Source organism: Nocardioides sp. SLBN-35 (genome assembly GCF_006715725.1).
Taxonomy (GTDB): Bacteria; Actinomycetota; Actinomycetes; order Propionibacteriales; family Nocardioidaceae; genus Nocardioides.
In genome coordinates, this window is sequence record NZ_VFNU01000001.1 from 1,184,784 (window position 1) to 1,209,374 (window position 24,591).

The window sequence follows — 24,591 nt, forward strand, 5'->3', positions numbered from 1 at the left end:
CCGGGGGAGAGCGCTGCCTACGTTCGCCGCATGCTCGACACCGAGGCCGCCGGGTTCCTGGCGCTGCTCAACGAGAACTTCCCGCTGGTCGCCACGATGAGCGGCGCCGAGGCGCGCGCCGCGACCAAGGCCCGCCAGGTCCCGCCCACCAACCTGGACGACGTGCGCTCGGCCGAGGACGTCACCATCGAGGTCGTCGGCGGCACCATCGGTGCCCGCGTCTACCGACCCCACGGCCCCGACGACGTACGACGCCCGCTGGTCGTCTTCATGCACGGCGGCGGCTTCGTGTTCTGCGACCTCGAGAGCCACGACAGCTTCTGCCGTCAGCTGGCCCGCGAGGTCGACGCGGTCGTCGTGTCCGTCGACTACCGCCTCGCCCCCGAGCACCGCGCGCCGACCGCCGCCGAGGACGCGTACGCCGCGCTGCTCTGGGCCTGCGCGCGCCACGACGAGCTGGGCACCGACCCGGACCGCGTGGTCGTCGCCGGCGACAGCGCCGGCGGGGCGCTCGCCGCCGTCGTCGCGCTGATGGCCCGCGACCGCGGCGGCCCGGCGCTGGCCGGCCAGGCGCTGCTCGGCCCGGTCATCGACCCCGCCTGCGACACCCCCAGCTACGACACGTACGCCGACGGCTGGTTCAACACCCGCGCCAACATGGAGTGGTACTGGGACCAGTACCTCGGCGCCGACCGCGCCCTCCCCGAGCCGCCCGAGCTGGCCGCCCCCGCCCGCGCGGCGAGCCACGCCGGCCTGCCGCCGGCCGTCGTGGTCGTCACCGGCGCTGACCCGCTCGCCGACGAGGGGGAGCGGTATGCCGCCCAGCTCGCCGCGGCCGGCGTACCCGTCCTCACCCGGATTCACCCGATGCTCTTCCACGGCCTGCTCACCTTCATGACCCTGCGCGCCGGGGCCTCGGCCCGCGAGCTGCTGTACGCCGACCTGCGCGCCCTACTGAACCAGGAGAACCGATGACCACCGACACCCGCGACCTCGTCATCGTCGGCGCCGGCCTCGCCGGCATCTACGCGATGTACCGAGCCCTCGAGAACGGCCTCGACGTCGTCGGCGTCGAGGCCGGCGACAGCGTGGGCGGCACCTGGTACTGGAACCGCTACCCGGGCGCCCGCTGCGACGTCGAGAGCGTCGACTACTCCTACTCCTTCGACCGCCAGCTGGAGAAGGACTGGAAGTGGACCGAGCGGTTCGCCACCCAGCCCGAGATCCGCTCGTACCTCGACCACGTCGCCGACCGCTACGACCTGCGCCGGCACTTCACCTTCGGCCGCCGGGTCACCGCCGCGCACTTCGACGAGCGGGCCTCGACCTGGACCGTCACCCTCGACGACGGCACCCAGCACCGCAGCCGCTTCGTGATGATGGCGACCGGCTGCCTGTCCCAGCCGAACCGCCCCGACCTGCCGGGCATCGACGAGTACGCCGGCACCCAGCTGTTCACCGCGCAGTGGCCCGACGAGCCGGTCGACCTGACCGGCAAGCGGGTCGGCCTGATCGGTACCGGCTCCTCCGGCATCCAGGCCGCGCCGCTGCTGGCCGAGCAGGCCCAGTCGCTGACCGTCTTCCAGCGCAGCGCCAACTACACGGTCCCCGCCCGCAACCGGCCGCTCACCGAGGAGGAGTGGGAGAAGGTCCAGGAGACCTACCCCGAGCGCCGCAAGGCCTCGCTCTACGCCCCGGCCGGCTCGCTCAGCACCACCCACGCGCAGAAGGCGACCGAGGTCGACGCCGCCGAGCGCGAGCGCGCGTTCGAGGCTCGCTGGCAGGAGGGTGGCGTGCTGTTCGCCAAGACCTTCCCCGACCAGGGCATCGACATCGTGGCCAACGACTACGCCCGCGAGTTCGCCGAGGCCAAGATCCGCGAGATCGTGAAGGACCCGCGGGTCGCCGAGGACCTGATCCCCACCGACCACCCGATCGGCACCAAGCGGATCGTCACCGACACCGGCTACTACGAGATGTACAACCGCGACAACGTCGAGCTGGTCAACCTGCGCAAGCACCCGATCGAGCAGGTCACCTCGTGGGGCATCAAGACCGACGACGCGTCGTACGAGCTCGACGTGATCGTGTTCGCGACGGGCTTCGACGCGCTCACCGGCGCGCTCACCTCGATCGACCTGCGCGGCGCGCGCGGCGCGGTGCTCGCCGACGAGTGGGCGCACGGTCCCGAGACCTACCTGGGCCTCGGCGTCGCCGGCTTCCCGAACCTGATCACCCTCAACGGCCCCGGCAGCCCGTCGGTCCTCGCCAACATGTCCACGCACACCGAGCAGCAGGTCGACTGGGGCATGGAGCTCATCGAGTTCTGCCGGGCCAACGACATCGACCAGGCCGAGCCGCGCAAGGACGCCGCCGAGAAGTGGACCGCCCACCTCGGCGAGGTCGCCGAGGGCACGCTCTTCACCCGCGCCGCATCCTGGTACATGGGCGCCAACATCGAGGGCAAGACCCGCACCTTCATGCCCTACATCGGCGGCTTCGGCAACTACCGCCGAGCGTGCGACGAGGCCCGCGACAACGGGTTCGAGGGCTACGTCCTCACCCGCGTCTCGGCCCCGGCGGAGGCGACCGCGTGAGCCTCCCGTCGTACGACGACACGCGCCGCGAGCTCGCCACCGACGCGGGCACCCTCGTCTACCACGAGTACGGCGACGGCCCGCCGCTGCTGCTGCTCCACGGCTCCGGTCCCGGCGTGACCGGATGGCGCAACTTCCACCAGAACCTGCCCGCCCTCGGCGCGCACTTCCGGTGCCTGGTGCTCGAGCTGCCCGGCTTCGGCGTCAGCCACGACATCGACGAGTCGCCGTTCGTGGCGGCCGGTCCCGCGGTCATCCGGTTCGTCGAGGGCCTCGGCCTCGGCCCGGTGCCGGTGATCGGCAACTCGATGGGCGGCGTCGTCGCGGCCCAGCTCGCGATCGCCCGCACCGACCTGTTCACCCGGATCGTCACGGTCGGCGGCGTCGGGACCAACATCCTCGGCGCCGGCCCCGGCGAGGGCATCGTCCGGCTCACCGACTTCGTCGAGAACCCGACCCGCGAGGGCCTGGTCCAGTGGCTGCGGTCGATGGTCTTCGACCAGGGCATGGTCACCGAGGAGCTGATCCAGCAGCGCTGGGACCTGGCCACCGAGCCCGAGACGCTCGCCTCCGCGCGACGCATGTACGGCCGGGAGGCGAACGCCGCGCGGGCCGCGATGGCCGCGGCGAGCGACCGGCCGCCGTACTGGGCGATGCTCCACAAGATCACCGCACCCGTGCTCCTGACCTGGGGCCGCGACGACCGGGTCAGCCCGGTCGACATGGCGCTGCTGCCGATGCGGGCGATCCCGAACGCCGAGCTGCACGTCCTGCCGCGCTGCGGCCACTGGGCGATGATCGAGCAGCAGGCGGCGTGGGAGGCGGCCGTGCTCGCCTTCCTCACCCGCGCCTGACGACCGCACCCCCTACGTTCTGGTCGCGAATCGCCGCATTCGACCGCCAGAACGTAGGGGGTGCGGTCCACATCTCGCACGCAGAGCCGGTCCCGATCAGCGGGAGACGACGTCCACTGACCCCGGACCGCTGCGAGCGTGAGGTCGTCCCCGACACCCCCGTCTCCACACCGTCCGCTCCGGAAGGAACCCCCATGACCGACCAGACCCGCGGCACCGTGCTCGCCGCCATCGAGGAGCACTCCGACGAGCTGGCGGCGCTCGGCCCGGCCAACGAGCAGCTCGGCCAGCTCGACGACCAGGCCGCCAAGGTGCTGAAGGACTCCGGCGTGATCCGGCTGCTGCAGCCCAAGGAGTTCGGCGGCTACGAGGCCCACCCGGCCGAGTTCGCCGAGACGGTCATGCGCATCGCCCAGCTCGACGGCGCGACGGGCTGGGTCGCGGGCATCGTCGGCGTCCACCCGTGGGAGATGGCGATGGCCGACAAGCGGGTCCAGGAGGAGGTCTGGGGTGCCGACCCCGACACCTGGATCGCGTCGCCGTACGCCCCGATGGGTGTGCTCACCCCGGTCGACGGCGGCTGGACCCTGCGTGGGCGCTGGCAGTTCTCGTCGGGCACCGACCACTGCGACTGGATCTTCCTGGGCGCGATGATGGGCGACGCGAACGGCGCCCCGGTCATGCCGCCGCAGATGATGCACGTCATCCTGCCGCGCGCCGACTACACGATCGTCCCCGACAGCTGGGACGTCGTCGGCCTGCGCGGCACCGGGTCCAAGGACATCCTCGTGGAGGACGCGTTCATCCCGTCCTACCGCGCGCTCGTCTACACCGACGTCGCCGAGGGCGAGGCGGCCAAGAACGCCGGCCTCACCGAGACCGGCTACCACGTGCCGTTCTCCTGCGTCTTCCCGCTCGGCATCACCTCCGCGGTCATCGGCATCTGCGAGGGTGCGGTCGCGCACCACGCCGCCTGGCAGGCCTCGCGTACGACGGTCTCCGGCGCCGCGAGCAAGGACGACCCCTACGCCCTCTACGCCCTGAGCGAGGCCGCCGCCGACATCGCCGCGTCCCGCGCGGTGCTGATCGACAACGTCACCCGGATGTACGACGCGGTCGCCCGCGGCCACGTGCCGACCTTCGCCGAGCGGGCCGCCGGCCGTCGTACCCAGGTCCAGGCGGCCTGGCGCGCGGTCCGGGCCCTCGACGAGGTCGTCGCCCGCTCCGGCGGCAACGCGATGCGGATGGACAACCCGATCCAGCGCTTCTGGCGCGACGCGCACACCGGCCTGGCGCACGCGATCCACGTGCCCGGCCCGACCTTCCACGCAGCTGGCCTCGGCGACCTCGGCCTCGAGCCGCCGGCCGGCCCGCTCCGCTCGATGATCTGAGGAGACCCCCATGACCCACCTGCGCGGACTCGGCTACCTGCGGGTCCAGGCCACGGACCTGCCCCGCTGGCGCGAGCTGGCCATCGACTCGCTCGGCTTCGCCGAGGGCACCGGCCCCGACCCCGACGGGCTCTACCTGCGGATGGACGAGCGCCAGGCGCGCCTCATCGTCCTGCCGGGCGACACCGACCGGGTCCAGGCGGTGGGCTGGGAGGTCCGCGACACCGCGGACCTCGCCAAGGTCGCCGCCGACGTCGAGGCCTCGGGCCGCGGCGTGAAGGAGCTGGCCGTCGAGGAGTGCGCCGAGCGCGGCGTCGAGAGGGCGATCTCGTTCGAGGACCCGGCCGGCACCGTGGTCGAGGTCTTCTGCGGACCCGTCCTCGACCACAGCCCGGTCGTCACCAAGTGGGCGCAGAAGTTCCACACCGGCGCCGAGGGCATGGGCCACGTCGTCCTCCCGACGACCTCCCCTGCGGAGACCACCGCGTTCTACACCGAGGTGCTCGGGTTCCTCACCCGCGGCTCGATGAAGGTCCCCGGCGACCGGCGGATCCAGTTCCTCGGCATCAACCGCCGCCACCACAGCCTCGCCGTCTGCCCCGCCCCGCACGACGAGGCGCCCGGCATGGTGCACCTGATGGTCGAGGTCGACGAGCTCGACGCCGTCGGCCGCGCGCTCGACGAGGTCAACAAGCGGGAGTTCTCGATCTCCTCGACCCTGGGCCGGCACACCAACGACAAGATGATCTCGTTCTACGTCCGGGCGCCCGGCGGCTGGGACATCGAGTACGGCTGGGACGGCATGCTCGTCGACGAGTCGTCGTACACCGCCGAGGAGATCACCGCCGACAGCTACTGGGGCCACGACTGGTCCGGCTCCGAGCCGCTGGCCGCCTTCGTCCCCCGGTGACCTCGGTGGATGTCGAGGTCGACGTCCTCGCTGATGTCGTCGTCGTCGGCATGGGCTGTGCCGGCGCGGCGGCCGCCCTCGAGGCGGCCCGCGCGGGCGCGTCCGTCGTCGCCCTCGACCGGGCCGCTCCCGGGGGCTCGTCGGCGGTGTCCGGCGGCGAGCTCTACCTCGGCGGCGGTACGGCGCTCCAGCGGGCCTGCGGCGTCGACGACGACCCGGACCTGATGTACGCCTACCTCCACGAGGCGCTCGGCCCCCACCCCGACGAGGAGAAGCTGCGGCTCTACTGCGACGGCAGCGTCGAGCACTTCGACTGGTTCCTCGGGCTCGGGATCACCTTCAACCCGAGCCTGTACGACGGCGTCTCCTGGCTCCCGCCGACCGCCGACGGCCTGATGTGGCTCGGCGAGAACGCCTGGCCGTTCACCGAGCTGGCCCGTCCGGTCCCGCGCGGACACCGCCCCGCGACCGACGGGTACGGCGGCTGGCTGCTCATGGACAAGCTGGCCACCGCCGCCCGCGAGGCCGGCGTCGACGTCCACCCGGACACCCGGGTCACCGGACTGGTGCAGGACGAGGCCGGCCGCGTCGTCGGCGTACGCGCCCGCCGCTTCGGCGAGGACCTCACCTACGGCGCCCGCCGCGGCGTCGTGATCGCCACGGGCGGCTTCGCCGACAACGCCGAGATGGTCGCCGACCACGCTCCCGTGCTCGTCGGGCACTCCGCGGTGAGCGACGGCCTCGACGACGGCAGCGGGATCCGCCTCGGCGTCGCCGCCGGCGGCAGCCTGCGCCGGATGGCCAACACCCAGATCGCGCTGTCCGTCGTACCCGCCCTCGCCGTGCGCGGCATGCTCGTCGACGGTCTCGGGCAGCGCTTCGTCAACGAGGACGTCTACCCGGGACGGTTCAGCCAGGCCGCCGTCCGGCACCGCCCCGGCCCCTGGTTCACGCTCGTTGACGAGAAGGGCTGGGAGGACGTCCCCGAACGCGAGCGCTGGGGCGTGCAGCCCGCCGTCGTCGCCGAGACCCTCGCCGAGGTCGAGGCCGAGCTCGGCCTGCCGCCCGGCTCGTTGGAGGACACCGTCGCCCGCTACAACCGCGACGCGGCCGCCGGCGAGGACACCCGCTTCCACAAGGACCCGCGCTGGCTGCGGCCCCTCGAGCCGCCGTACGCCGTCGTCGACGCCGGCCGCGGCTTCGACCCCGAGGGCACCGGCCCGCGTGGCGGCACCGGCGTCTCCGGGTTCACCCTCGGCGGCCTGCGTACCTGCGTGGACGGCGAGGTCCTCGACGACTCCGGCACCCCCGTGCCCGGCCTGTACGCCGCCGGGCGGGCCACCTCCGGCATCCACGGAGAGGGCTACGTCAGCGGCACCTCGCTCGGCGACGGCACCTTCTTCGGCCGCCGCGCCGGTCGCGCCGCCGCCCGCGCCTGACCCGTCCCGGACAGGCCCGGAACCCCCACCGGGACTGGTTTTCCGCCCTGTCACATGTGTGTTGCAGAACCTTCATGGCCGCACCGAAGTTCGTGGCGGCAGGGAGGTTCCGCTGTCGCCGCTGGTTGGTAGTGTCGACTTCGCAGCGACTGCAGTTCTCGAAGGTGAACGCCTGCGGAGTCTGTGGCCGACGGCGTTCTGGTTTGTGGTGTCGTCATCACGCATCGGAGCGACGTGTCATCGCAGTCGCTGCCGGGCCGTCGAGGTGGCGGCTCTCGCCCCGATACGAGGAGTAACGAGCAACATGGCTCAGGGCACCGTGAAGTGGTTCAGCGCCGAGAAGGGCTTCGGCTTCATCGAGCAGGAGGGTGGCGGCGACGACGTCTTCGTCCACTACTCGGCGATCCAGACCAACGGCTACAAGTCGCTGGAGGACAACCAGAAGGTCGAGTTCGACGTCACTCAGGGCCCCAAGGGCCCGCAGGCGGAGAACGTCCGTCCCCTCTGATTCACCTCCGAGGAGACCTCGTCTTCCGTGGAGCCTCGCCGGCCGGCGGGGCTCCACGAATTTTTCCGGAACTTTTGGGTTTGGCGGGGACCGCGCGGGGGATCATGGAGTCGGAAGTGCGTTGGTCCGGCTCTAGGAGGGAAGCATGGCCGATCAGTTCGACGTGACCCTCGAGGACGGCGACCTCCTCACCGAGGTCGAGCTGACCACCAACCTGATCATCGCGGCCAGCAACTCCGACGAGCGCCTCTCGGTCGAGGAGATCGACCGCATCCTCGGCGTCCTGCACTGAGCTGGATGGCGCGAGCGCGTCGTCGCTTCGCTCCGCCGCGCTGCCGCGCGCGCCGTTGGCTTGCGTAGGAAGTCGGTTGGTCTGGTGGCCACACCGTCGGCTCGCGGAAAGGCTCGCCTCCTCCGCTCCGGTCGCTCCTTCGTCGCTCTCTACGCTCCGTCGCTGTCGCTGTCGCTTCCCGCGACGACCGACCGCGATGGGGAGGGTGGCGCGAGCGCGTCCTTGAGCTCGTCGACTAGCCGCGTAGCGAGACGTCGCTCAGCAGGTCGCGAACAGCACCGGCCCGCTGCTGAGGTCGGAGAGCACGAACGTTCCCTCCACCGGCTTCATCGCCATGGTCAGCACCCGCCCGGTCGCGACCACCTTGCCGAGCTCGAACCGCTCGGGGAAGCTGCCGCCCTGCCCGGGTGCGGGCCCGGCGGCGAGCTTCGAGCGGCTGTCGGCGTCCTCGCGGGCCTGGTCGTCGGTCTCGAACGCCATCGCCACCCGTACGTCGCCGCCCGGCTGCGCCGCGATCGCGAACCCGGTCAGTGGGTGGACGCCGCCGGCCTGGGCCACCAGCTCGCTGGCCCGCGTCCGGTCGGCCGGGTCCGCGTCGGTCATCGCCAGCGCCGAGCAGGCCTGGTCGCCGGTGGCCACCGACGCGCTCAGCGCCGGACCCTCGGCGTCGACGACGTCGCTCACACCGTCCTCGTGATCGCCGCGGGCCAGGTCGGCACGCTGCTCCAGGAAGGCGGGGTCGTCGCTCCCGACGAGCAGGCCGTCCTCCTCGTCGATCTGGAGCGCGGCGAGCTCGGGGGTGACCGGGCCGTCGAGCCCCTCGAGCAGGTCGACGCCACCACTCCACACGCCGTCGGCCTCGTCGGGCTCCTCGAACCCGACCGTGCGCAGCCGCTCGCGCAGCCCGGCCACGTCGAAGTCGTCGGGCAGCCCCATGATCACCAGCGCGCCGTCCTTGCCCTGGGTGAACAGCTCCCAGTCGATCGTCGCGGGGGAGAAGCCGAGCTGCTCCTGGATGGTCGGGGCGGACGCGTCGAGCGCGGTCGTCGAGGCCAGGTCCCGGTCGAACGCGTCCTGGAGGAAGTCGTCGACCTCGGACCCCGAGGAGGACGCCGACAGGTCGGCGCCCAGCTCGGAGCGCACCCCCGCCCAGTCGGTCCAGCTGAACCGGGCCGCGGACGTCGGGGCCCAGGCGAGCGCGGCGGAGAACCGGCTGCGGTCCTCGGACCGCAGCCGCCAGCCCACCACGACGGCTGCCGACACGACGAGTGCCGCGAGGACGAGGAGCAGGATCCAGCGGCGACGCATGCCCGTACCCTAGGCCCGTGCCCGACATCCTCGCTGCTGGCGTGGTCGTGTTCCGTCCCGGACGGGAGGTGCTTCTCGTACACCGCCCGAAGTACGACGACTGGTCCTTCCCCAAGGGCAAGCTCGACCGCGGGGAGCACCCGACGGCCGCCGCCGTACGCGAGGTGGCCGAGGAGACCGGCGTCCACGTCCGCCTCGGGCCCCCGCTGCCCTCGCAGCGCTACCCGGTCGCGCGGCGGATGAAGACCGTCCACTACTGGACCGGTCGGGTCGTGGGTGACGACGACGTGGCGGCGTACCGGCCCAACGACGAGATCGACGCCGTGGCCTGGGTGCCGGTGGACGACGCGCCCGCGCGACTGAGCTACGACCACGACCGCGAGACGCTGACCGCGGCGCTGGGCGTACGTCGCAAGACGCACGCCGTCGTCGTGCTCCGCCATGCCCAGGCCCGCTCGCGCAGCGCGTGGCACGGCGCGGACGCCGGCCGCACCCTGCTGAAGGTGGGCGAGCTGGAGGCCGACCGGCTGGTACCCCTCCTGGCGGCGTACGACGTCACCCGGATCGCCACCTCGACCAGCACCCGCTGCGTGCAGACGGTGCGGCCGTACGCCGAGACGGCCGGCTACGCCCTCGACCTGCGCCCGCGGCTGAGCGAGGAGAACGCCACGGCGAAGGCCGTCGAGAAGATCGTCGAGGAGCTGCTCGCCGGCGACGCGGGGGCGGTGCTGTGCACCCACCGGCCGGTCCTGTGCCACGTGTACGACGCCCTCGGGATCGAGCTCGCCCCCGACGAGGGACTGGCTCCCGCCGAGCTCCTCGTCCTGCACGTGCGCAAGGGCCGGGTCGTCGCCGTGGAGCGGCACCGACCCCGGTGAGGATGCGGCGACTCAACCCGCCGGGTGACGCCTGCCACGCCACCTCCCCACCCCGACCGCCACTGTTCACCGTTCGTTCAGATCGGCCGGGCAGTTGCGTTACCGACGCTGCCTAACTTCGGGGTCGTCCAGTACGCAACGAGGGGCAGGAACGAGAGCCCCTCACCTCCGAGAGGCAGTTCCTTGAACCTCAAGTCCATCCGCAACGCTGCGGTGCCCGGTATCGCTGCTCTGGCCCTGCTGATGAGCGCCTGCGGCGCGTCCAACGAGGACGGCGGCAGCGACGGCGGCGACTCCGGCAGCAGCCTCAGCGGCAACCTGAAGGGTGGCGGCGCGACGTCGCAGGAGAAGGCCCAGGAGGCGTGGAAGACCGCGTTCCAGGGCCAGAACAGCGGCCTCACGATCGACTACGCCCTGCTCGGCTCGACCGACGGCCGCGGCCAGTTCACCAGCGGCGCCCTGTCCTTCGCCGGTTCCGACTCCTACATCTCCGACGAGGAGCTCGCGGCCGCCAAGGAGCGCTGCGGCGGCAACGTCGTCGAGGTCCCGGCGTACATCTCCTCGATCGCCGTGGCGTTCAACATCCCGGACGTCGACACCCTCAACCTCGACGCCGCGACCATCGCGAAGATCTTCGACAACAAGATCACCAACTGGAACGACAAGGCGATCGCGGACCAGAACCCCGACGTCAAGCTCCCCGACCTGAAGATCGCGCCGGTCCACCGCGCGGACGACTCGGGCACGACCAAGAACTTCACCGACTACCTCAGCAAGGTCGCCCCGGACGCGTGGGGCTACGAGCCCGCCGACCCGTTCCCGGTCTCCGGTGGCCTCTCCGCCGAGGGCACCTCGGGTGTCGTCAAGCAGATCGGTGACACCGAGGGCGCCATCGGGTACGCCGACGCCAGCCAGACCGGCGACCTCAGCCACGTCTCGGTGAAGGTCGGCGAGGACTACGTCGCCCCGTCGCCCGAGGGTGCCGCCAAGACCGTCGAGGTCTCGCCGGTCGTCGAGGGCCGCGACGCCACCGACATCGCCGTCGACGTGGACCGCAAGACCACCGAGGCCGGTGCCTACCCGGTCATCCTGCTGTCCTACCTCATCGCCTGCGAGACCTACGAGGACCAGGCCGAGGCCGACAACGTCAAGGGCTACCTGAGCTACATCGTCTCCGACGAGGGCCAGGCCGAGGCGGCCGACTTCGCCGGCTCCGCGAAGCTCGCGCCCGAGACCGCCAGCAAGGCGCAGGAGATCGTGGCGGGCATCTCCGCCAAGTGACCTCAGGAGGGGGTGAGGACGGCGAACCCGTCCTCACCCCCTCCGGCCCGTACCACCCGAGCAGCACCCGAGCAGCACCCGAGCATGAGGTGACAGCAGTGACAGCACCCACCGCCGAGGTCGAGGACGCCTCCGCGAACTGGGCGAAGGCCCGCGCCGGTGTCGGCGACAAGATCTTCGCCGGTACCGCTCTCGCGGCCGGCCTCACGATCCTGGCCGCCCTGGCCGGCGTCTTCATCTTCCTCGCCATCAAGGGCGCGTCCGGCTTCACCAAGCCGGCCGAGGTCTACGGCCCGCACGCCGAGAGCTTCCTCGGGTACGTCGTCCCGCTGCTCGTCGGCACGTTCACCGCCTCGATCATCGCGCTGATCATCGCGGTGCCGCTGGCCTTCGGGATCGCGCTGGTGATCAGCCACTACGCGCCCAGGTGGGTCGCGGCACCGGTGGCCTACGTGATCGACCTGCTGGCCGCCGTACCGTCGGTCGTCTACGGCCTGTGGGGCGCGTTCTTCCTCGCGAAGAAGCTGGTCCCGATGCACGTGTGGCTGCACGAGAACCTCGGCCCGATCCCGGTCATCGGCAACCTGTTCGGCGAGCCGAACCCGGCCGGTCGCTCCGTGCTGACCGCCGGCATCGTGCTCGCGATCATGATCCTGCCGATCATCACCGCCATCAGCCGCGAGGTCTTCTCGCGCACGCCGCGCCTGCACGAGGAGGCCGCCCTGGCCCTCGGTGCCACGCGGTGGGAGATGGTGCGGATGACGGTCTTCCCGTACTCCCGCTCCGGCATGGTCTCGGCCGTGATGCTCGGCCTGGGCCGCGCGCTCGGCGAGACGATGGCCGTGACGATGGTGCTCTCGGTCGGCTTCGACCTGTCCTGGAACATCATCGCCACCTCGAGCCCGACGTCGATCGCGGCCAACATCGCGCTCAAGTACAAGGAGCGCAGCGCCGACCTGCTCAACGTCCTCGTCGCGACCGGTCTGGTGCTCTTCCTGATGACCTTCCTGGTCAACTTCCTCGCCCGCTGGATCGTGGGCCGCAGCGAGAGGCGGATGGCGCGATGACCACCCTCGAAGAGGTCCAGACCCGGGTCCACGTCCCGCTCGTCCAGCCGCGGCTGCCGCGCCAGGCCGGTCCCATCGTCGGCGTCATCGCCGCGGCCTTCGGCAGCCTGCTGCTCGTGCTCGGCATGGGCCTGGTCAGCGCCGTCCTGCTCGGCGCGCTCGCCTTCCTCGTCGCGCTGCCGGTCTGGTCGCTGGTGATCGAAGGCCGCCGGGGCGCCACCGACCGCCTGATGACCGGGCTGATCTGGACGTCCTTCGCGGTCGCCGTGGTCCCGCTGGTGTCGCTGATCTGGCGGGTCATCAGCAAGGGCGTGGGCCGGATCGACGGCACCTTCCTCAGCTACTCGTTCTTCAAGACCCAGATCGACCAGCCGGTCGGCGTCTACCACGCGATCATCGGCACGCTGCTGATCACACTCGGCGCCGCGATCATCTCGGTCCCCGTCGGCGTGATGGCGGCCGTCTACCTGGTCGAGTACGGCAAGGGCAACAAGCTGGCCAAGGCGATCACCTTCCTGGTCGACGTCATGACCGGCATCCCCTCGATCGTCGCCGGCCTGTTCGCCTTCGCGCTGTTCACGCTGCTCTTCGGCCCGGCCTACGTGTCCGGCCTCGGCGGATCGGTCGCGCTGTCGCTGCTGATGATCCCCATCGTGGTCCGGGCCACGGAGGAGATGTTGATGCTGGTGCCCGACGACCTGCGCGAGGCGTCCTACGCGCTCGGCACGCCCAAGTGGAAGACGATCGTGCGGATCGTGCTCCCCACCGCGATCGGCGGCATCCTCACCGGCGTCACGCTCGCGATCTCCCGCGTCATCGGCGAGACCGCGCCGCTGCTGCTCATCGCCGGCGCCACCGACCGGACCAACATGAACCTGTTCGACGGTGCGATGACGACCCTCCCGGTCCTCATCTACGGGCAGAACCTGCGGGGCGACGCCCCGGCCGAGGCGATCGCCTGGGGCGCCGCCTTCATCCTCATCGTCATCGTGATGGTGCTCAACCTCGCAGCACGCATCGTCGGCAAGATCTTCGCGCCCCGAAACAAGTGACCCGCAGGGTTTGAGAGGCAAAACAGCCATGGCCAAGAGCATCGACGTCTCCGACGTCAACATCTACTACGGCGACTTCCTCGCCGTGCAGGGCGTCAACATGACGATCCGTGCCGGCGCGGTGACCGCGTTCATCGGTCCCTCGGGCTGCGGCAAGTCGACCTTCCTGCGCTCGCTCAACCGGATGCACGAGGTGATCCCGGGTGCGCGGGTCGAGGGCAAGATCGTCGTCGACGGGCAGGACCTGTATGAGCCCGGCGTCGACCCGGTCGCCGTACGCCGCCAGGTCGGGATGGTCTTCCAGCGGCCCAACCCGTTCCCGACGATGTCGATCTACGACAACGTCCTCGCGGGCCTCAAGCTCAACGCGGGCAAGATGAAGAAGTCCGCGGCCGACGACATCGTCGAGAAGTCGCTGCGCGGCGCCAACTTGTGGAACGAGGTCAAGGACCGGCTCAACAAGCCCGGCATGGGCCTGTCCGGCGGTCAGCAGCAGCGCCTGTGCATCGCCCGCGCGATCGCGGTCGAGCCGCAGGTCCTGCTCATGGACGAGCCGTGCTCCGCGCTCGACCCGATCTCGACCTCGGCGATCGAGGACCTGATCCACGAGCTCAAGAACGAGTTCACGATCGTCATCGTCACCCACAACATGCAGCAGGCGGCGCGCGTCTCCGACGACACCGGCTTCTTCAACCTCAAGGCCACCGGTGAGCCGGGCCACCTGGTCGAGTTCAACCCGACCAAGAAGATGTTCGCCAACCCGGACGACCCGGCGACCGAGGCCTACATCTCCGGCCGCTTCGGCTGAGCCGGACGGTCTCGGACGAGATGGGAACACGGGACGACGGGCACCGCGATGCCCGTCGCCGGTCCGTGCGCGCCTACCTCCACCGGTGGGTCGAGTCCGCGGGAGCGCAGCTCCTGGTGGTCGACCCCAGCGACGACGGGGGTGTGCTCGCGGAGGCGATGGCGGGCCGCGGCGTGCACGTGACCTGGGTCGGGTCGACCCTCGACGGGCTGGTGGAGTTCGGGCGCACCGACCCGCATGCGGTCGTGGTGACGCCCGGAGCGCCGGGCATCCCCGCGGCGGAGTTCGTCGGGGTGATCCGCCAGCACGGCTCGCCGTACGTCATCGCGGGGACGTGCGACGTCGAGGACACCGGCTCCGACGGCGTCGGGCCGCTCATGCTGGCGGGGGCGTCCGCGGTCGCGGTGCGGCCCTACGCGCCCCAGCACCTGTGGGACCTGCTCACCCATGCACCCCGCTCGCTGGCCGAGCACGCGCGCCTCGAGTTCGGGCGGATCACGCTGGACGCGACGGCCTACAGCGTCCGGGTCGACGGCGAGCGGATCGGCGACCTGCCGCTCAAGGAGTTCGAGCTGCTGCGCGCGCTGCTGCTGGCCGCGCCGGGCGTGGTGACCGACGACGAGCTCAGGGACGCCCTGTGGGGCACCGACGGCAAGCGACCCGGTGGCAACACGATCGCCATGCATGTCACCCGGCTCCGGGCCCGCCTCGGCGGTGCGGCCGACGTACGCCGGATCCGCGGACGGGGCTACAGCCTCACAGCAGAATGAGCCGCAGCAGCTCGTAGCAGCCCCACGAGGCGAGTGCGGCCGCGGGGAAGGTCGAGACCCAGGCGACCAGGATGGTGCGGGCCATGCCCCAGCGCACCGCGGAGAACCGCTTGGTCGCGCCGGCGCCCATCACCGCGGAGGTGATGGTGTGGGTCGTCGAGATCGGGGCGTGGAAGACGAACGCCGTCGTGTAGAGCACGCCCGCGCCCACCGACTCGGCGGCGAAGCCGCGCGGCGGGTCGAGGTGGATGATCTTGCGGCCCAGGGTGCGCATGATCCGCCAGCCGCCGGCGTACGTGCCGGCCGAGATGGCACCGGCCGCGGCGAGGACGACCCAGATCGGCAGCGTCTCGATGTCGTACGTCGACGGGTAGGCCACGACGAGGGCGAGCAGGATGACGCCCATCGTCTTCTGCGCGTCCTGCAGGCCGTGGCCGAGCGCCAGGGCGGCGGCCGAGATCGTCTGCATGCCGCGGAAGCCCCGGTTGATCCGGTGCGGGTTGCCCTTGCGGAAGATCCACAGGATCGCGGTCATCACCACGAACGCCGCGCAGAAGCCGAACAGCGGCGAGATCACCATCGGGATGAGCACCTTCTGCACGATGGTGTCCCACTTGACGCTGACCCCGCCCGCGACCGCCGCACCCACCAGGCCGCCGATGAGGGCGTGCGAGGAGGACGACGGCAGGCCGAAGTACCAGGTGATCAGGTTCCAGATGATCGCGCCGAGCAGGCCCGCCATCACGATGACCAGGCCGTGGTGCACCCCGACCTGGAGGTTGCCATTGGCGTCCTCGATGGTGATCACGTCCGCGACCGTCTTCGCGACCTCCTGCCCGAGCAGGGCGCCGATGAAGTTCATCAACGCGGCCAGGGTGAGCGCGATCCGCGGCGTGAGCGCGCGGGTCGAGACCGACGTCGCGATCGCGTTGGCCGCGTCGTGGAAGCCGTTGGTGTAGTCGAACGCCAGGGCGATGACGACCACGGCGATGACGATCGCCAGGGTGAGGGTCATGGGAGGACCGGTCAGCCTTCCTTGACGGCGATCTGCTCCACCGTGTTCGCGACCCGCTCGAACGCGTCGATGGCGCCCTCGAGGGACTCGACGATGTCCTTGAGCTTGAGCACCTCGAGGGTCGGGTACTCGCCGGAGAACAGCTTGGCGAGCGTGCGCCGGTGGTTGCGGTCACCGGCGTTCTCGAGCCGGTTGATCTCGATCCAGTAGTCGTCGAGGGACTGCATCGACTGCAGGCGCGGCATCGCGGCAGCGGTCAGCTCGGCGCAGCGCTGGAGGACCTCGACCTGCTCGGACAGCTCAGCGGGCAGCGCGACCTGGACCTCGTAGAGCAGGATCAGGTCGACCGCCTCGTCCATCATGTCCATGACGTCATCGAGGCCCGAGCCGAGGGCGTAGATGTCCTCGCGGTCGAACGGCGTCACGAAGGTGCTGTTGACCTTCTTGACGATCGCGTGGGTGGTCTCGTCGGCGGCGTGCTCGGCGGCACGCATCCGCTCGGCGACACCGGCCTTGTCCGACGACTCGGACAGCATCTCGGCGAGAAGCTCGGCGCCGCCCACGAGGTGCTGGGCGGACTGGGTGAAGAGGTCGTAGAAGGAGGTATCGACCGGACGCAGACGCAGACCCACATGGACTCCCGTTGAGGCGGAGGCGAACGCGCTCATGCTAGGGGACCACTTCCCCGTGAACGCAACTGCGGGCCCTCCGGCGCGCTGTGGTGCGGCGCACGGGAACGTGTTGTCGCAGGTCAGAGGCGGGTCGGGCCCCGATCAGTCGTCGGTACGACGCCTCCGCTGCTGCTCGATCAGCGTCTCCTGCAGGTGGACCGTGCCGGCGTTGCGCTTCCACTCGCCGTCGGCGCCGAGCTCCCACGCCTGGGTGGTCGGGGCGAACGCGAGGTCCAGCAGGCGTCGTACGTCGTCGCGGCTGGCCTCCGGGAGGCGCACCAACACCTCGACCCGGCGGTCCAGGTTGCGGTGCATCAGGTCGGCCGAGCCGATCCAGGTCGCCGGCTCGCCGCCGCCCTCGAAGGAGAAGACCCGGCTGTGCTCGAGGAAGCGGCCCAGGATCGAGCGGACCTTGACGTTCTCGCTGAGCCCGGCGACGCCGGGGCGCAGCGCGCAGATGCCGCGCACGAGGAGCTCGACGGGGACGCCCTCGCAGGAGGCGAGATAGAGCGCGTCGATCGTCTCCTCGTCGACGACGGAGTTGGCCTTGAGCCGGATGCCGGCAGGTCGGCCGGCCTTGACGTGCTCGATCTCGCGGTAGATCTGGTCGACCAGGCCGGTGCGCACCGAGTCGGGCGCGACCAGGAGCTCCTCGTAGGTCGCCTTGCGCGACCAGCCGGACAGGTTGTTGAACAGGTGGGCGACGTCCTCGCCGATCGTCTCGTTGGTGGTGAGGAGGCCGAGGTCCTCGTACATCCGCGACGTCTTCGGGTTGTAGTTGCCCGTGCCGATGTGGGTGTAGCGGCGGATGCCCTCCGGCTCGTCGCGGACCACCATCGCCAGCTTGCAGTGGGTCTTGAGGCCGACCAGGCCGTAGACGACGTGACAGCCGGCCTGCTCCAGCTTGCGCGCCCAGCGGATGTTGGCCTGCTCGTCGAAGCGAGCCTTGATCTCGACCAGCACCAGGACCTGCTTGCCGGCCTCGGCCGCGTCGATGAGGGCGTCGATGATGGGGGAGTCGCCGGAGGTGCGGTAGAGCGTCTGCTTGATCGCCAGCACGTGCGGGTCGGCCGCGGCCTGCTCGATGAAGCGCTGCACCGAGGTCGCGAACGAGTCGTAGGGGTGGTGCAGCAGCACGTCGCGGCGGCGCAGCGCCTTGAAGACGTCGACCGGCGCGGCCGACTCGAACTCCGCCAGCCGGGTGTGGGTGCTCGGCACGAAGGAGGGGTACTTGAGGTCCTCGCGCGGCAGGTCGGCGATCGAGTGCAGGCCGCGCAGGTCGAGCGGCCCGGGCAGCCGGAACACCTCGTTCTCGCTGATCCCGAGCTCGGAGACGAGCAGCTCGAGCACCGAGGGAGCGATCGACTCCTCGACCTCGAGCCGGACCGGCGGGCCGAACTTGCGGCGCAGCAGCTCCTTCTCGAGCGCGGCGAGCAGGTTCTCGGCGTCGTCCTCCTCGACCTCGAGGTCCTCGTTGCGGGTCACGCGGAAGGTGTGCGCCTCGAGGACCTCCATGCCGGGGAACAGGCGGCGCAGATGGGCGCCGATGACGTCCTCGAGAGGTACGAACCGGGCGTTGCCGAGCGAGACGAAGCGGTCGAAGTTCGACGGCACCTTCACCCGGGCGAACAGCTCCTTGCCCGACTTCGGGTTGCGCAGCACCACCGCGAGGTTGAGCGAGAGCCCCGAGATGTAGGGGAACGGGTGCGCCGGGTCGACGGCCAGCGGGGTCAGGACCGGGAAGATCCGGTCCTTGAACAGCCGCTTGCACTCCTTCTGCTCGTCGCGGTCCAGGTCGCCCCAGCGCACGATCTCGATGCCCTGTGCGCCGAGCGCCGGGATCACCTCGTCGTGGAAGACCCGGGCGTGGCGCTGGCTCAGCTCGGCCGATCGGCGCCAGATCGCCTCCAGCACCTCCAGCGGCATCAGGCCGCTCGCGGCCCGCACCGCCAGCCCGGTGGCGATCCGGCGCTTGAGGCCGGCCACGCGCACCATGAAGAACTCGTCGAGGTTGCTGGTGAAGATCGCCAGGAATCGGGCCCGCTCGAGCAGCGGCAGCGCCTCGTCCTCGGCCAGCTCCAGCACCCGCTCGTTGAACCGCAGCCAGGACAGCTCGCGGTCGACGAACCGGTTGTCGACCGACTCGATCGCCTCGACCAGCGCGGGATCGGGGACGTAGCCGGACTCCTCGGCCGCCGTCGGGTCGCCGGACACCGCGACCAGGGTGCCGGTCTCGGCGTCGGGGAGGAGGGACGTCGGCTGCTGCTCGGTCGACATGTTCGCGAGTGTCGCACCTCCGGGTGAACGCGAGGTGACGTCGGACGGGACGTCACGCGTCGCCGTACTCGCAGTATGTTGTGCCGCGTGAGCCTCAGGAACGCGGTCGAGTCCCGTGCCCTCTCGACGTTGATGGGACTGCCCGTGAGGGCGCAGCGTCTGGTGACCGGGCGGGCCCTCGTGCTCGACGGGCAGACCCTCGCCCCGGACATCCAGGTGATGCTGACCCTTCAGCGGATCGCCCGCAAGGGGGACCTCGCCGGCGAGTCCATCGCCCAGGGCCGCGCCGCGATGCGGGCCAATGCCGCCCTCGTGGGCGGGCGCCAGCCGATCGGGAGCGTGCGCGACCTCGCGGTCGCCGATCTCCCGGGCCGGCTCTACGAGCCCACGCGCCGGGTCGGGAACGGGCTGCTGGTCTTCTTCCACGGCGGTGGCTTCCTGTACGGCGACCTCGCCTCGCACGACGTGCCCTGCCGCCTGCTCGCGGAGGAGTCCGGCGTGCGGGTGCTGGCCGTCGAGTACCGGGTCGGGCCCGAGGCCGCCTTCCCCGCCGCCTTCGACGACGCCGAGGCCACGCTGCGCTGGGTGCACGAGAACGCCGGCTCGCTCGACGTCGACCCCGAGCGGATCGGCGTCGCCGGCGACTCGGCCGGCGGCAACCTGGCCGCCTGGACCGCGATCGCCGCCGCCCGCGCGGGCATCCCACTGGCCTTCCAGCTGCTCGTCTACCCGTGCACCGACGCCGACCGGTCGACCGAGAGCCTGCGGCTGTTCGGCGAGGGGCTGTACCTCACCGCCGAGTCGATCGCGTCCTTCAACGACACCTACCTGCCCCGCCCGCAGGACCGGGTCGACGAGCGGGTGAACCTGCTCGACATCGACCTCCCGGCCGGCCTCGCGCCGGCGTACGTCGTCACCGCGGGCTTCGACCCGCTGCGCGACGAGGGTGAGGACTACGCGCGGCGGATGGTGGACGCCGGTGTCGAGGTCGAGCTCAAGCGGTATGTCGACCAGATCCACGGGTTCTTGAACATCCTCGGCGTCGGACGCACGAGCCGCGCCGCCGTACGCGAGATCGCTGGGCGGGTGGCCGCCGCTCTCGGCTGACCCGGCCCGAACTGCCGTCTGATCTGCGTCGACCCGGCAGAAAGTGGCCTCAGAATCACGTCGACCCGGCAGAAAGTGGCTCGAGCTCGAGACACTTTCTGCCGGGTCGACGCCTGATGAGGGACCCGTTTGTGCCGGGTCGGCGAGAAGTCAGAGCTCGGGGCGGTGCTCGCGCAGCTGGCGGAGGAACTCGTCGGCGTCGACCATCGAGCCGTCGATCACGAACGGCTCCATCGCCTTGCGCGGGAAGCGGACCTGCCAGCCCGGCTCGCCCGGACGACCGACCACCTCGACCTGTGTCTCGGGCTTGCGGATGTCGAAGCGATGCGTGGACTCGCCCTGCTCGACGTACACGACACCGCGGCTGACGCTCACCTCGACCGGCACCACCCGGGTGCGGGCCGCGGCCCAGCCGAGGCCGATCGCGACGAGGACGATGGCCACGCCGAAGGGGGTGACCAGCTTGCCGTTGAGGAGGGTCAGCAGCGCCACCATCCCGGCCACGATCGCGGTGGCGCCGAGCACCATCGAGAGCACCCGCGGGTCGCTGCCGTCGCCGGTCAGCCGGTCGCCGGGCTGAGGTCCGCCGTCGAACAGTGACAGCGACTCGCCTGCCTCCAGCGAGGCGATCTCGGCACGAGAGCTCTCCAGCGCGGCCCTCAGGCGCGCCACCTCGTCCTGGCTGGCCGCCAGGCGACGGGCCAGGTCGTCGCGCTCGAGCCGGAGCGCGACCATCGGGTCGACGTCGTGCTCGCTCACAGGTCCGGTTGCCACTGCCGCAGCGCTTCCAGGAAGGTGTGGGCGTCGACCATGCGGGAGTCGATGACCACCGGCGCCATGCTGCGCCGCAGGATGAGGACCCGCCAGGCCCGGGAGCCCGGCGTACCCGTCTGCTCGATCTTGGTGTTCGGGCTGGTCAGGTCGAAGGTGCTGTTGGTGTCGCCCTGGGTGACCTTGAGGACGCCGGTCTCGTCGATGCTGACGCTGCGCGAGGAGTTGCTCGCCTTGAGCGCGTAGCCGAGCAGGATCGCCGCCACCACCGTGAGGGTCGCGCTGAACGCGATGTCGTCGGACAGCGTGCCCTTGATCGCCCGCATGCCGACCACCGCGGCCAGGCCGAGCGCGACCAGGATGGCGAGCGGGGCCAGGCTGTCCGAGCCGCGCTTGGCGTGGAACGGGACGCGCTTGACGGCCGGCTGGGGGGCCTCGACCGCCGCGGCGACCGGGACGGGCTCGGGCTCCACGACGGGCTCAGGCTCGGGCTCAGCCTCGACGACGGGCTCCGGCTCGGGCTCGGGCTCCGGCTCGGGCTCCGGCTCGACGAGGAGCTCGGGCTCGGGCTCGGGGTCGACGAGGAGCTCGGGCTCGGGGTCGACGAGGAGCTCGGGCTCGGGCTCGGGGTCGACGAGGAGCTCGGGCTCGGCGTCCTCGGCGGCCACGTCGAGAGTCTCGACGTCGTCGAGGAACTCCTCGGTCTCGTCGGTCTCGTCCGGCGTGCTCGCGGTCGCACGCCACTGGTCCATCAGGGACGGACCGCGGTCGGCGTGCCGACCCAGCCCCCCGGTGACAGCGGGAGTCTCGGGCTCGGCCTCGTCCTCGAGGTCCTCGGTGAGCACCGGCTCGTCGGACGAGCCGTCCTCCTCGGCCAGGCGGGCGCGTATCTGCGCCATCTGGGCGGCGAGGTCGCTGACGGCGGGTACGTCGGTCGCGGGCTCGGCCTCCACCAGTGCCGCGACGTCGGGTTCGGGCTCTGGCTCGGGCTCGATGAGCAGCTCGGGTTCCGGCTCGGGCTCCGGCTCGACAAGCAGCTCGGGCTCGGGTTCCGGCTCGGGCTCGATGAGCAGCTCGGGTTCCGGCTCGGGCTCCGGCTCCAAGATCAGTGCCGGCTCGGGCTCCGGCTCGGGCTCGGGCTCGATGATCAGCTCGGGCTCGGGCTCGACCACCGGCTCGGCCAGCGGTACGACGACCGCCTCACTCCGGGGAGCCTCCGGCACCTCCGGCACCTCCGGCACCTCCGGCACCTCCGGCACCTCCGCGCCGAGACCGGCGCGGATCCGGGCGACCTGCTGGGCGAGGGCGGCGGCGTCGGCGAGGGCGCGCTCGCGTTCCCGGGCGAGCTCGGCGGCGCGGGCCTCGGCCTCGGCGCGGGCGCGGGCGTGCTCGAGGGCGCGTTCCTCGGCCTCGACCAGCTCGGAGCGCAGGGTCTCGACGGCGGTGGTGTGGGCGGCGGCGGACTGCTCGAGCTCGGCGAGAGCGGCGGCGGCGCGCTCCTCGGCCTCGGCGCGGGCGCGGGTCGCCTCGGTAGCGACCTCGGAGGCGAGGGCGAGGGCCTCGGTCGCGGCCTTCTTCTCCTCGGCGAGGGCGGCGGCCGAGGTATGAGCGGCCGCGGCGGCGGCCTGGGCCTCGGTCGCGAGCTCCAGCTGCTGGCGGGCGGCCTGCTCGGCGAGCAGGCGGGCCTGGTGGGCCTCCTCGGCGCGGCGGGCCTGCTGGGTGGCGGACTCGTCGGCGGCGACGCGGGCGGCGGACTGCGCCTCGGCCCGGGCGGCGGCGTCGCCGGCGCGCCGTTCGGCGGCCTCGGCGGTCTCGAGCGCGAGGCGGGCCAGCTCGGCCTGCTCCAGCGCGGCCTCCTCGGCGAGGCGCCGGGAGGCCTGGGCCTCCTGGGCGAGGCGGGCGTGCTCGGCGGCGGCGTGCTCGGCGACCGCGCGCTCCTCGACCGCCTGGCGGGCGAGCGCACCGTGCTCCTCGGCGCTGGCCGCGGCCTGGTCGGCCAGGATCCGGGCCCGCTCCTCGGCGGCCTCAGCGGCGCGGTGGGCGTCCTGGGCGAGGGCGGCCTGCTGGCGGGCGGCCTCCTCGGCCAGCGAGCGGGCCTGGGCGATCTCTGCGGAGGTCCGCTCGGCGGCCTCGCGCTCCTCGAGCATCCGGCGCGCGAACTCGGCGTGCTCGGCGGCACTCACCGCGGCCGCCTCGGCCATCACTCGGGCGCGGGCCTCGGCGGCTTCGCGGGCCTCGTGCGCCTCGGCGGCGAGCCGGGCCTGCTCGACCGCCCGCAGCTCGGCCTCCTCGCGCTGCGCGGACGCGGCGTTGGCCAGGCGGTCGGCCTCGGCCCGGGCCTCGTTGGCCAGCCGGGCGGCCTCCTCGGCGGCGAGCCGCTCGGCGGCCTGCTCGGCTGCGGCCAGCTCGGCGTCGCGCCGCAGCCGGGCGGCGAGGGCGGCGACCACCTCGGCGTTGTCCGGTACGGCGCTCTCGGCGGCCTGGACCCCGTCCGTCGTCTCGACCGGTGCGACCAGCTCGGCCTCGATCTCGGCCCGCGCGTGGGCGAGGACCTCCTCCGGGCGCCGGGGTACGTCGTCGATCCGGTCGATGTTGGGGATGGGCTCGTCGAGCAGCGGCGGCTCGACGACGTCCTGCAGGGGACGGGCCTGGGGCCGCGGCGCGGCTCCGGGGCCCTGCCGGCGGCGCAGGCGTGCCAGGCCCTTGGGCTGGGGCGCGGGCGTCGGCTCGGCGAAGCCACCGTCGACGGCGGCCGCGATCACGCGCTGGCCGGCCTCCTCGTCGCTCAGCCGGCGATCGGGGATCGCCTGCTCGGCCACGGGCGCGCTCTCGGCCTCGACCTCCGGCTCCTCGACCTCCGGCTCCTCGACCTCGACCACCGGCTCGTCGGTCTCCGCCTCGGCGTCCTCGTCGAACCACACCTCCGCGGTCAACGGGTCCACCGGCTCGGCCTCGGCGGCCGGCTCCGGAGCGCTGACGCCGTGCGCGTCGCCGAACGGACGCTCGGTGGCACGGGCGATGATCGCCGACCAGTCGCCCGCCGTGGTCTCTTCCTCCCCGACGTTCTCCGCCGCGTCCTCGGGAGTGAGCTCCTCCGGAGCAGCGTCCTCGTCGGCAGCCTCGTCGCCCGCCCCCGAGCGCATCCGCTCCAGCCGGTCGGTGAGCGTGCCGCGGAGGGTCGGGTCCTCGGAGGCGGCGGTGGAGCCTGCCTCGAACTCGTGCGGCTCGATCTCGGTCAGCGGCCGGCCCAGGGAGCGGTCGATGACGCTGCCCCAGTCGAGGTCCTCGGCGTCACCGGGGTCGGGGAGCGCGCCGGAGCGGTTCCCGACGCGCGTCGCAATGTCGTCGCCCGGCCGCGCGGTCGCGGTGTCCTCGGAGGTCGGCTCCGCGGCGTCGGCCTCGGGCGGCACCGAGGTGTTGCTGCGGCGCAGCAGCTCCTGGACGTCGTCCGCGTCGAGCTCGCCGACGGCAGGGACGTCCTCGTCGTGACGCCGCCACAGCATGCCTCTCCGCCCCCGGCCGCGCCCAGGGCGCGACTCAGCGAGCCGGGAGTCCTCGGGACCCGGCTCGCCGTCGGTGACAGAGCTCATGGTGG

At 72.0% G+C, this 24,591-nt stretch carries 21 protein-coding genes; 15 read left to right on the top strand and 6 right to left on the bottom strand.

Annotated elements, in window-relative coordinates; translation table 11 throughout:
• Positions 1-30 precede the first annotated feature (30 nt).
• The 8 genes from FBY23_RS05740 to FBY23_RS26150 all read left to right on the top strand — a co-directional run bounded on the left by FBY23_RS05740 (position 31) and on the right by FBY23_RS26150 (position 7,991).
• The gene (locus FBY23_RS05740) at positions 31-975 is read left to right on the top strand and encodes an alpha/beta hydrolase (protein ID WP_141797267.1); all 945 of its coding nucleotides are present in this window, start codon (positions 31-33) and stop codon (positions 973-975) included.
• The gene (locus FBY23_RS05745; RefSeq protein WP_141797268.1) at positions 972-2,597 is read left to right on the top strand and encodes an NAD(P)/FAD-dependent oxidoreductase; all 1,626 of its coding nucleotides are present in this window, start codon (positions 972-974) and stop codon (positions 2,595-2,597) included. Before FBY23_RS05740 ends, FBY23_RS05745 begins: the two co-directional genes overlap by 4 nt.
• Complete coding sequence (locus FBY23_RS05750) at positions 2,594-3,451, top strand: alpha/beta fold hydrolase (protein ID WP_141797269.1); 858 nt, start codon at positions 2,594-2,596, stop codon at positions 3,449-3,451. Before FBY23_RS05745 ends, FBY23_RS05750 begins: the two co-directional genes overlap by 4 nt.
• A gap of 194 nt (positions 3,452-3,645) precedes the next feature.
• Positions 3,646-4,842: a hydroxylase gene (locus FBY23_RS05755; protein ID WP_141797270.1), complete on the top strand. Its 1,197-nt coding sequence runs from the start codon at positions 3,646-3,648 to the stop codon at positions 4,840-4,842.
• A gap of 10 nt (positions 4,843-4,852) precedes the next feature.
• Positions 4,853-5,752 (top strand): VOC family protein, encoded by a 900-nt coding sequence (locus FBY23_RS05760; protein ID WP_141797271.1) that lies wholly within the window; start codon positions 4,853-4,855, stop codon positions 5,750-5,752.
• Complete coding sequence (locus FBY23_RS05765; RefSeq protein ID WP_222117739.1) at positions 5,749-7,191, top strand: FAD-dependent oxidoreductase; 1,443 nt, start codon at positions 5,749-5,751, stop codon at positions 7,189-7,191. Before FBY23_RS05760 ends, FBY23_RS05765 begins: the two co-directional genes overlap by 4 nt.
• 304 nt (positions 7,192-7,495) lie before the next feature.
• Entirely contained in the window at positions 7,496-7,699 is a 204-nt protein-coding gene (locus tag FBY23_RS05770; RefSeq protein ID WP_036550836.1) for a cold-shock protein, read from the top strand.
• 145 nt (positions 7,700-7,844) lie between these two features.
• Positions 7,845-7,991: a hypothetical protein gene (locus tag FBY23_RS26150; RefSeq protein ID WP_174245183.1), complete on the top strand. Its 147-nt coding sequence runs from the start codon at positions 7,845-7,847 to the stop codon at positions 7,989-7,991.
• A 258-nt stretch (positions 7,992-8,249) separates the two neighbouring features.
• On the opposite strand, the gene FBY23_RS05775 is transcribed toward FBY23_RS26150, so the two are convergent.
• Positions 8,250-9,299: a hypothetical protein gene (locus FBY23_RS05775; RefSeq protein WP_141797272.1), complete on the bottom strand. Its 1,050-nt coding sequence runs from the start codon at positions 9,297-9,299 to the stop codon at positions 8,250-8,252.
• Between the two features lie 17 nt (positions 9,300-9,316).
• On the opposite strand from FBY23_RS05775, the gene FBY23_RS05780 reads away from it, so the two are divergent.
• The 6 genes from FBY23_RS05780 (at position 9,317) to FBY23_RS05805 (ending at position 15,155) form a co-directional block, all read left to right on the top strand.
• Positions 9,317-10,177: an NUDIX domain-containing protein gene (locus tag FBY23_RS05780; protein ID WP_141797273.1), complete on the top strand. Its 861-nt coding sequence runs from the start codon at positions 9,317-9,319 to the stop codon at positions 10,175-10,177.
• Positions 10,178-10,360: 183 nt separating this feature from the next.
• Complete coding sequence (locus tag FBY23_RS05785) at positions 10,361-11,458, top strand: phosphate ABC transporter substrate-binding protein PstS (protein WP_222117740.1); 1,098 nt, start codon at positions 10,361-10,363, stop codon at positions 11,456-11,458.
• Between the two features lie 98 nt (positions 11,459-11,556).
• The gene (gene pstC, locus FBY23_RS05790; protein ID WP_141797274.1) at positions 11,557-12,525 is read left to right on the top strand and encodes a phosphate ABC transporter permease subunit PstC; all 969 of its coding nucleotides are present in this window, start codon (positions 11,557-11,559) and stop codon (positions 12,523-12,525) included.
• Entirely contained in the window at positions 12,522-13,577 is a 1,056-nt protein-coding gene (gene pstA, locus FBY23_RS05795) for a phosphate ABC transporter permease PstA (protein ID WP_141797275.1), read from the top strand. The genes pstC and pstA overlap by 4 nt, the downstream gene beginning before the upstream one ends.
• Before the next feature lie 28 nt (positions 13,578-13,605).
• Positions 13,606-14,385: a phosphate ABC transporter ATP-binding protein PstB gene (pstB, locus tag FBY23_RS05800; RefSeq protein WP_141797276.1), complete on the top strand. Its 780-nt coding sequence runs from the start codon at positions 13,606-13,608 to the stop codon at positions 14,383-14,385.
• Between the two features lie 20 nt (positions 14,386-14,405).
• Positions 14,406-15,155 (top strand): response regulator transcription factor, encoded by a 750-nt coding sequence (locus FBY23_RS05805; RefSeq protein ID WP_141797277.1) that lies wholly within the window; start codon positions 14,406-14,408, stop codon positions 15,153-15,155.
• Here FBY23_RS05805 and FBY23_RS05810 read toward each other — a convergent pair.
• The 3 genes from FBY23_RS05810 to FBY23_RS05820 all read right to left on the bottom strand — a co-directional run bounded on the left by FBY23_RS05810 (position 15,142) and on the right by FBY23_RS05820 (position 19,118).
• Entirely contained in the window at positions 15,142-16,170 is a 1,029-nt protein-coding gene (locus FBY23_RS05810; protein ID WP_141797278.1) for an inorganic phosphate transporter, read from the bottom strand. The genes FBY23_RS05805 and FBY23_RS05810 overlap by 14 nt on opposite strands.
• 11 nt (positions 16,171-16,181) lie before the next feature.
• A complete protein-coding gene (locus tag FBY23_RS05815; RefSeq protein ID WP_141797279.1) occupies positions 16,182-16,802 on the bottom strand; it encodes a DUF47 domain-containing protein in 621 nt (206 codons plus the stop codon).
• Positions 16,803-16,943: 141 nt separating this feature from the next.
• On the bottom strand, positions 16,944-19,118 hold the full coding sequence (locus FBY23_RS05820; RefSeq protein WP_141797280.1) for an RNA degradosome polyphosphate kinase: 2,175 nt from the start codon (positions 19,116-19,118) through the stop codon (positions 16,944-16,946).
• Between the two features lie 87 nt (positions 19,119-19,205).
• On the opposite strand from FBY23_RS05820, the gene FBY23_RS05825 reads away from it, so the two are divergent.
• Positions 19,206-20,225: an alpha/beta hydrolase gene (locus FBY23_RS05825; protein ID WP_260805777.1), complete on the top strand. Its 1,020-nt coding sequence runs from the start codon at positions 19,206-19,208 to the stop codon at positions 20,223-20,225.
• Between the two features lie 150 nt (positions 20,226-20,375).
• On the opposite strand, the gene FBY23_RS05830 is transcribed toward FBY23_RS05825, so the two are convergent.
• Both FBY23_RS05830 and FBY23_RS05835 read right to left on the bottom strand, forming a co-directional pair.
• Positions 20,376-20,984: a hypothetical protein gene (locus FBY23_RS05830; protein WP_141797282.1), complete on the bottom strand. Its 609-nt coding sequence runs from the start codon at positions 20,982-20,984 to the stop codon at positions 20,376-20,378.
• The gene (locus FBY23_RS05835; protein WP_141797283.1) at positions 20,981-24,586 is read right to left on the bottom strand and encodes a hypothetical protein; all 3,606 of its coding nucleotides are present in this window, start codon (positions 24,584-24,586) and stop codon (positions 20,981-20,983) included. Before FBY23_RS05835 ends, FBY23_RS05830 begins: the two co-directional genes overlap by 4 nt.
• Between the last annotated feature and the right edge of the window lie 5 nt (positions 24,587-24,591).

Bases quoted from the DNA above. Each gene is read 5' to 3' on its own strand.
- pstA (WP_141797275.1), top strand. From the start codon at position 12,522: ATGACCACCCTCGAAGAGGTCCAGACCCGGGTCCACGTCCCGCTCGTC.
- FBY23_RS26150 (WP_174245183.1), top strand. From the start codon at position 7,845: ATGGCCGATCAGTTCGACGTGACCCTCGAGGACGGCGACCTCCTCACC.
- FBY23_RS05810 (WP_141797278.1), bottom strand. From the start codon at position 16,170: ATGACCCTCACCCTGGCGATCGTCATCGCCGTGGTCGTCATCGCCCTG.
- FBY23_RS05775 (WP_141797272.1), bottom strand. From the start codon at position 9,299: ATGCGTCGCCGCTGGATCCTGCTCCTCGTCCTCGCGGCACTCGTCGTG.
- FBY23_RS05770 (WP_036550836.1), top strand. From the start codon at position 7,496: ATGGCTCAGGGCACCGTGAAGTGGTTCAGCGCCGAGAAGGGCTTCGGC.
- FBY23_RS05745 (WP_141797268.1), top strand. From the start codon at position 972: ATGACCACCGACACCCGCGACCTCGTCATCGTCGGCGCCGGCCTCGCC.
- FBY23_RS05805 (WP_141797277.1), top strand. From the start codon at position 14,406: ATGGGAACACGGGACGACGGGCACCGCGATGCCCGTCGCCGGTCCGTG.
- FBY23_RS05740 (WP_141797267.1), top strand. From the start codon at position 31: ATGCTCGACACCGAGGCCGCCGGGTTCCTGGCGCTGCTCAACGAGAAC.
- pstB (WP_141797276.1), top strand. From the start codon at position 13,606: ATGGCCAAGAGCATCGACGTCTCCGACGTCAACATCTACTACGGCGAC.
- FBY23_RS05755 (WP_141797270.1), top strand. From the start codon at position 3,646: ATGACCGACCAGACCCGCGGCACCGTGCTCGCCGCCATCGAGGAGCAC.
- FBY23_RS05820 (WP_141797280.1), bottom strand. From the start codon at position 19,118: ATGTCGACCGAGCAGCAGCCGACGTCCCTCCTCCCCGACGCCGAGACC.
- FBY23_RS05760 (WP_141797271.1), top strand. From the start codon at position 4,853: ATGACCCACCTGCGCGGACTCGGCTACCTGCGGGTCCAGGCCACGGAC.
- FBY23_RS05835 (WP_141797283.1), bottom strand. From the start codon at position 24,586: ATGAGCTCTGTCACCGACGGCGAGCCGGGTCCCGAGGACTCCCGGCTC.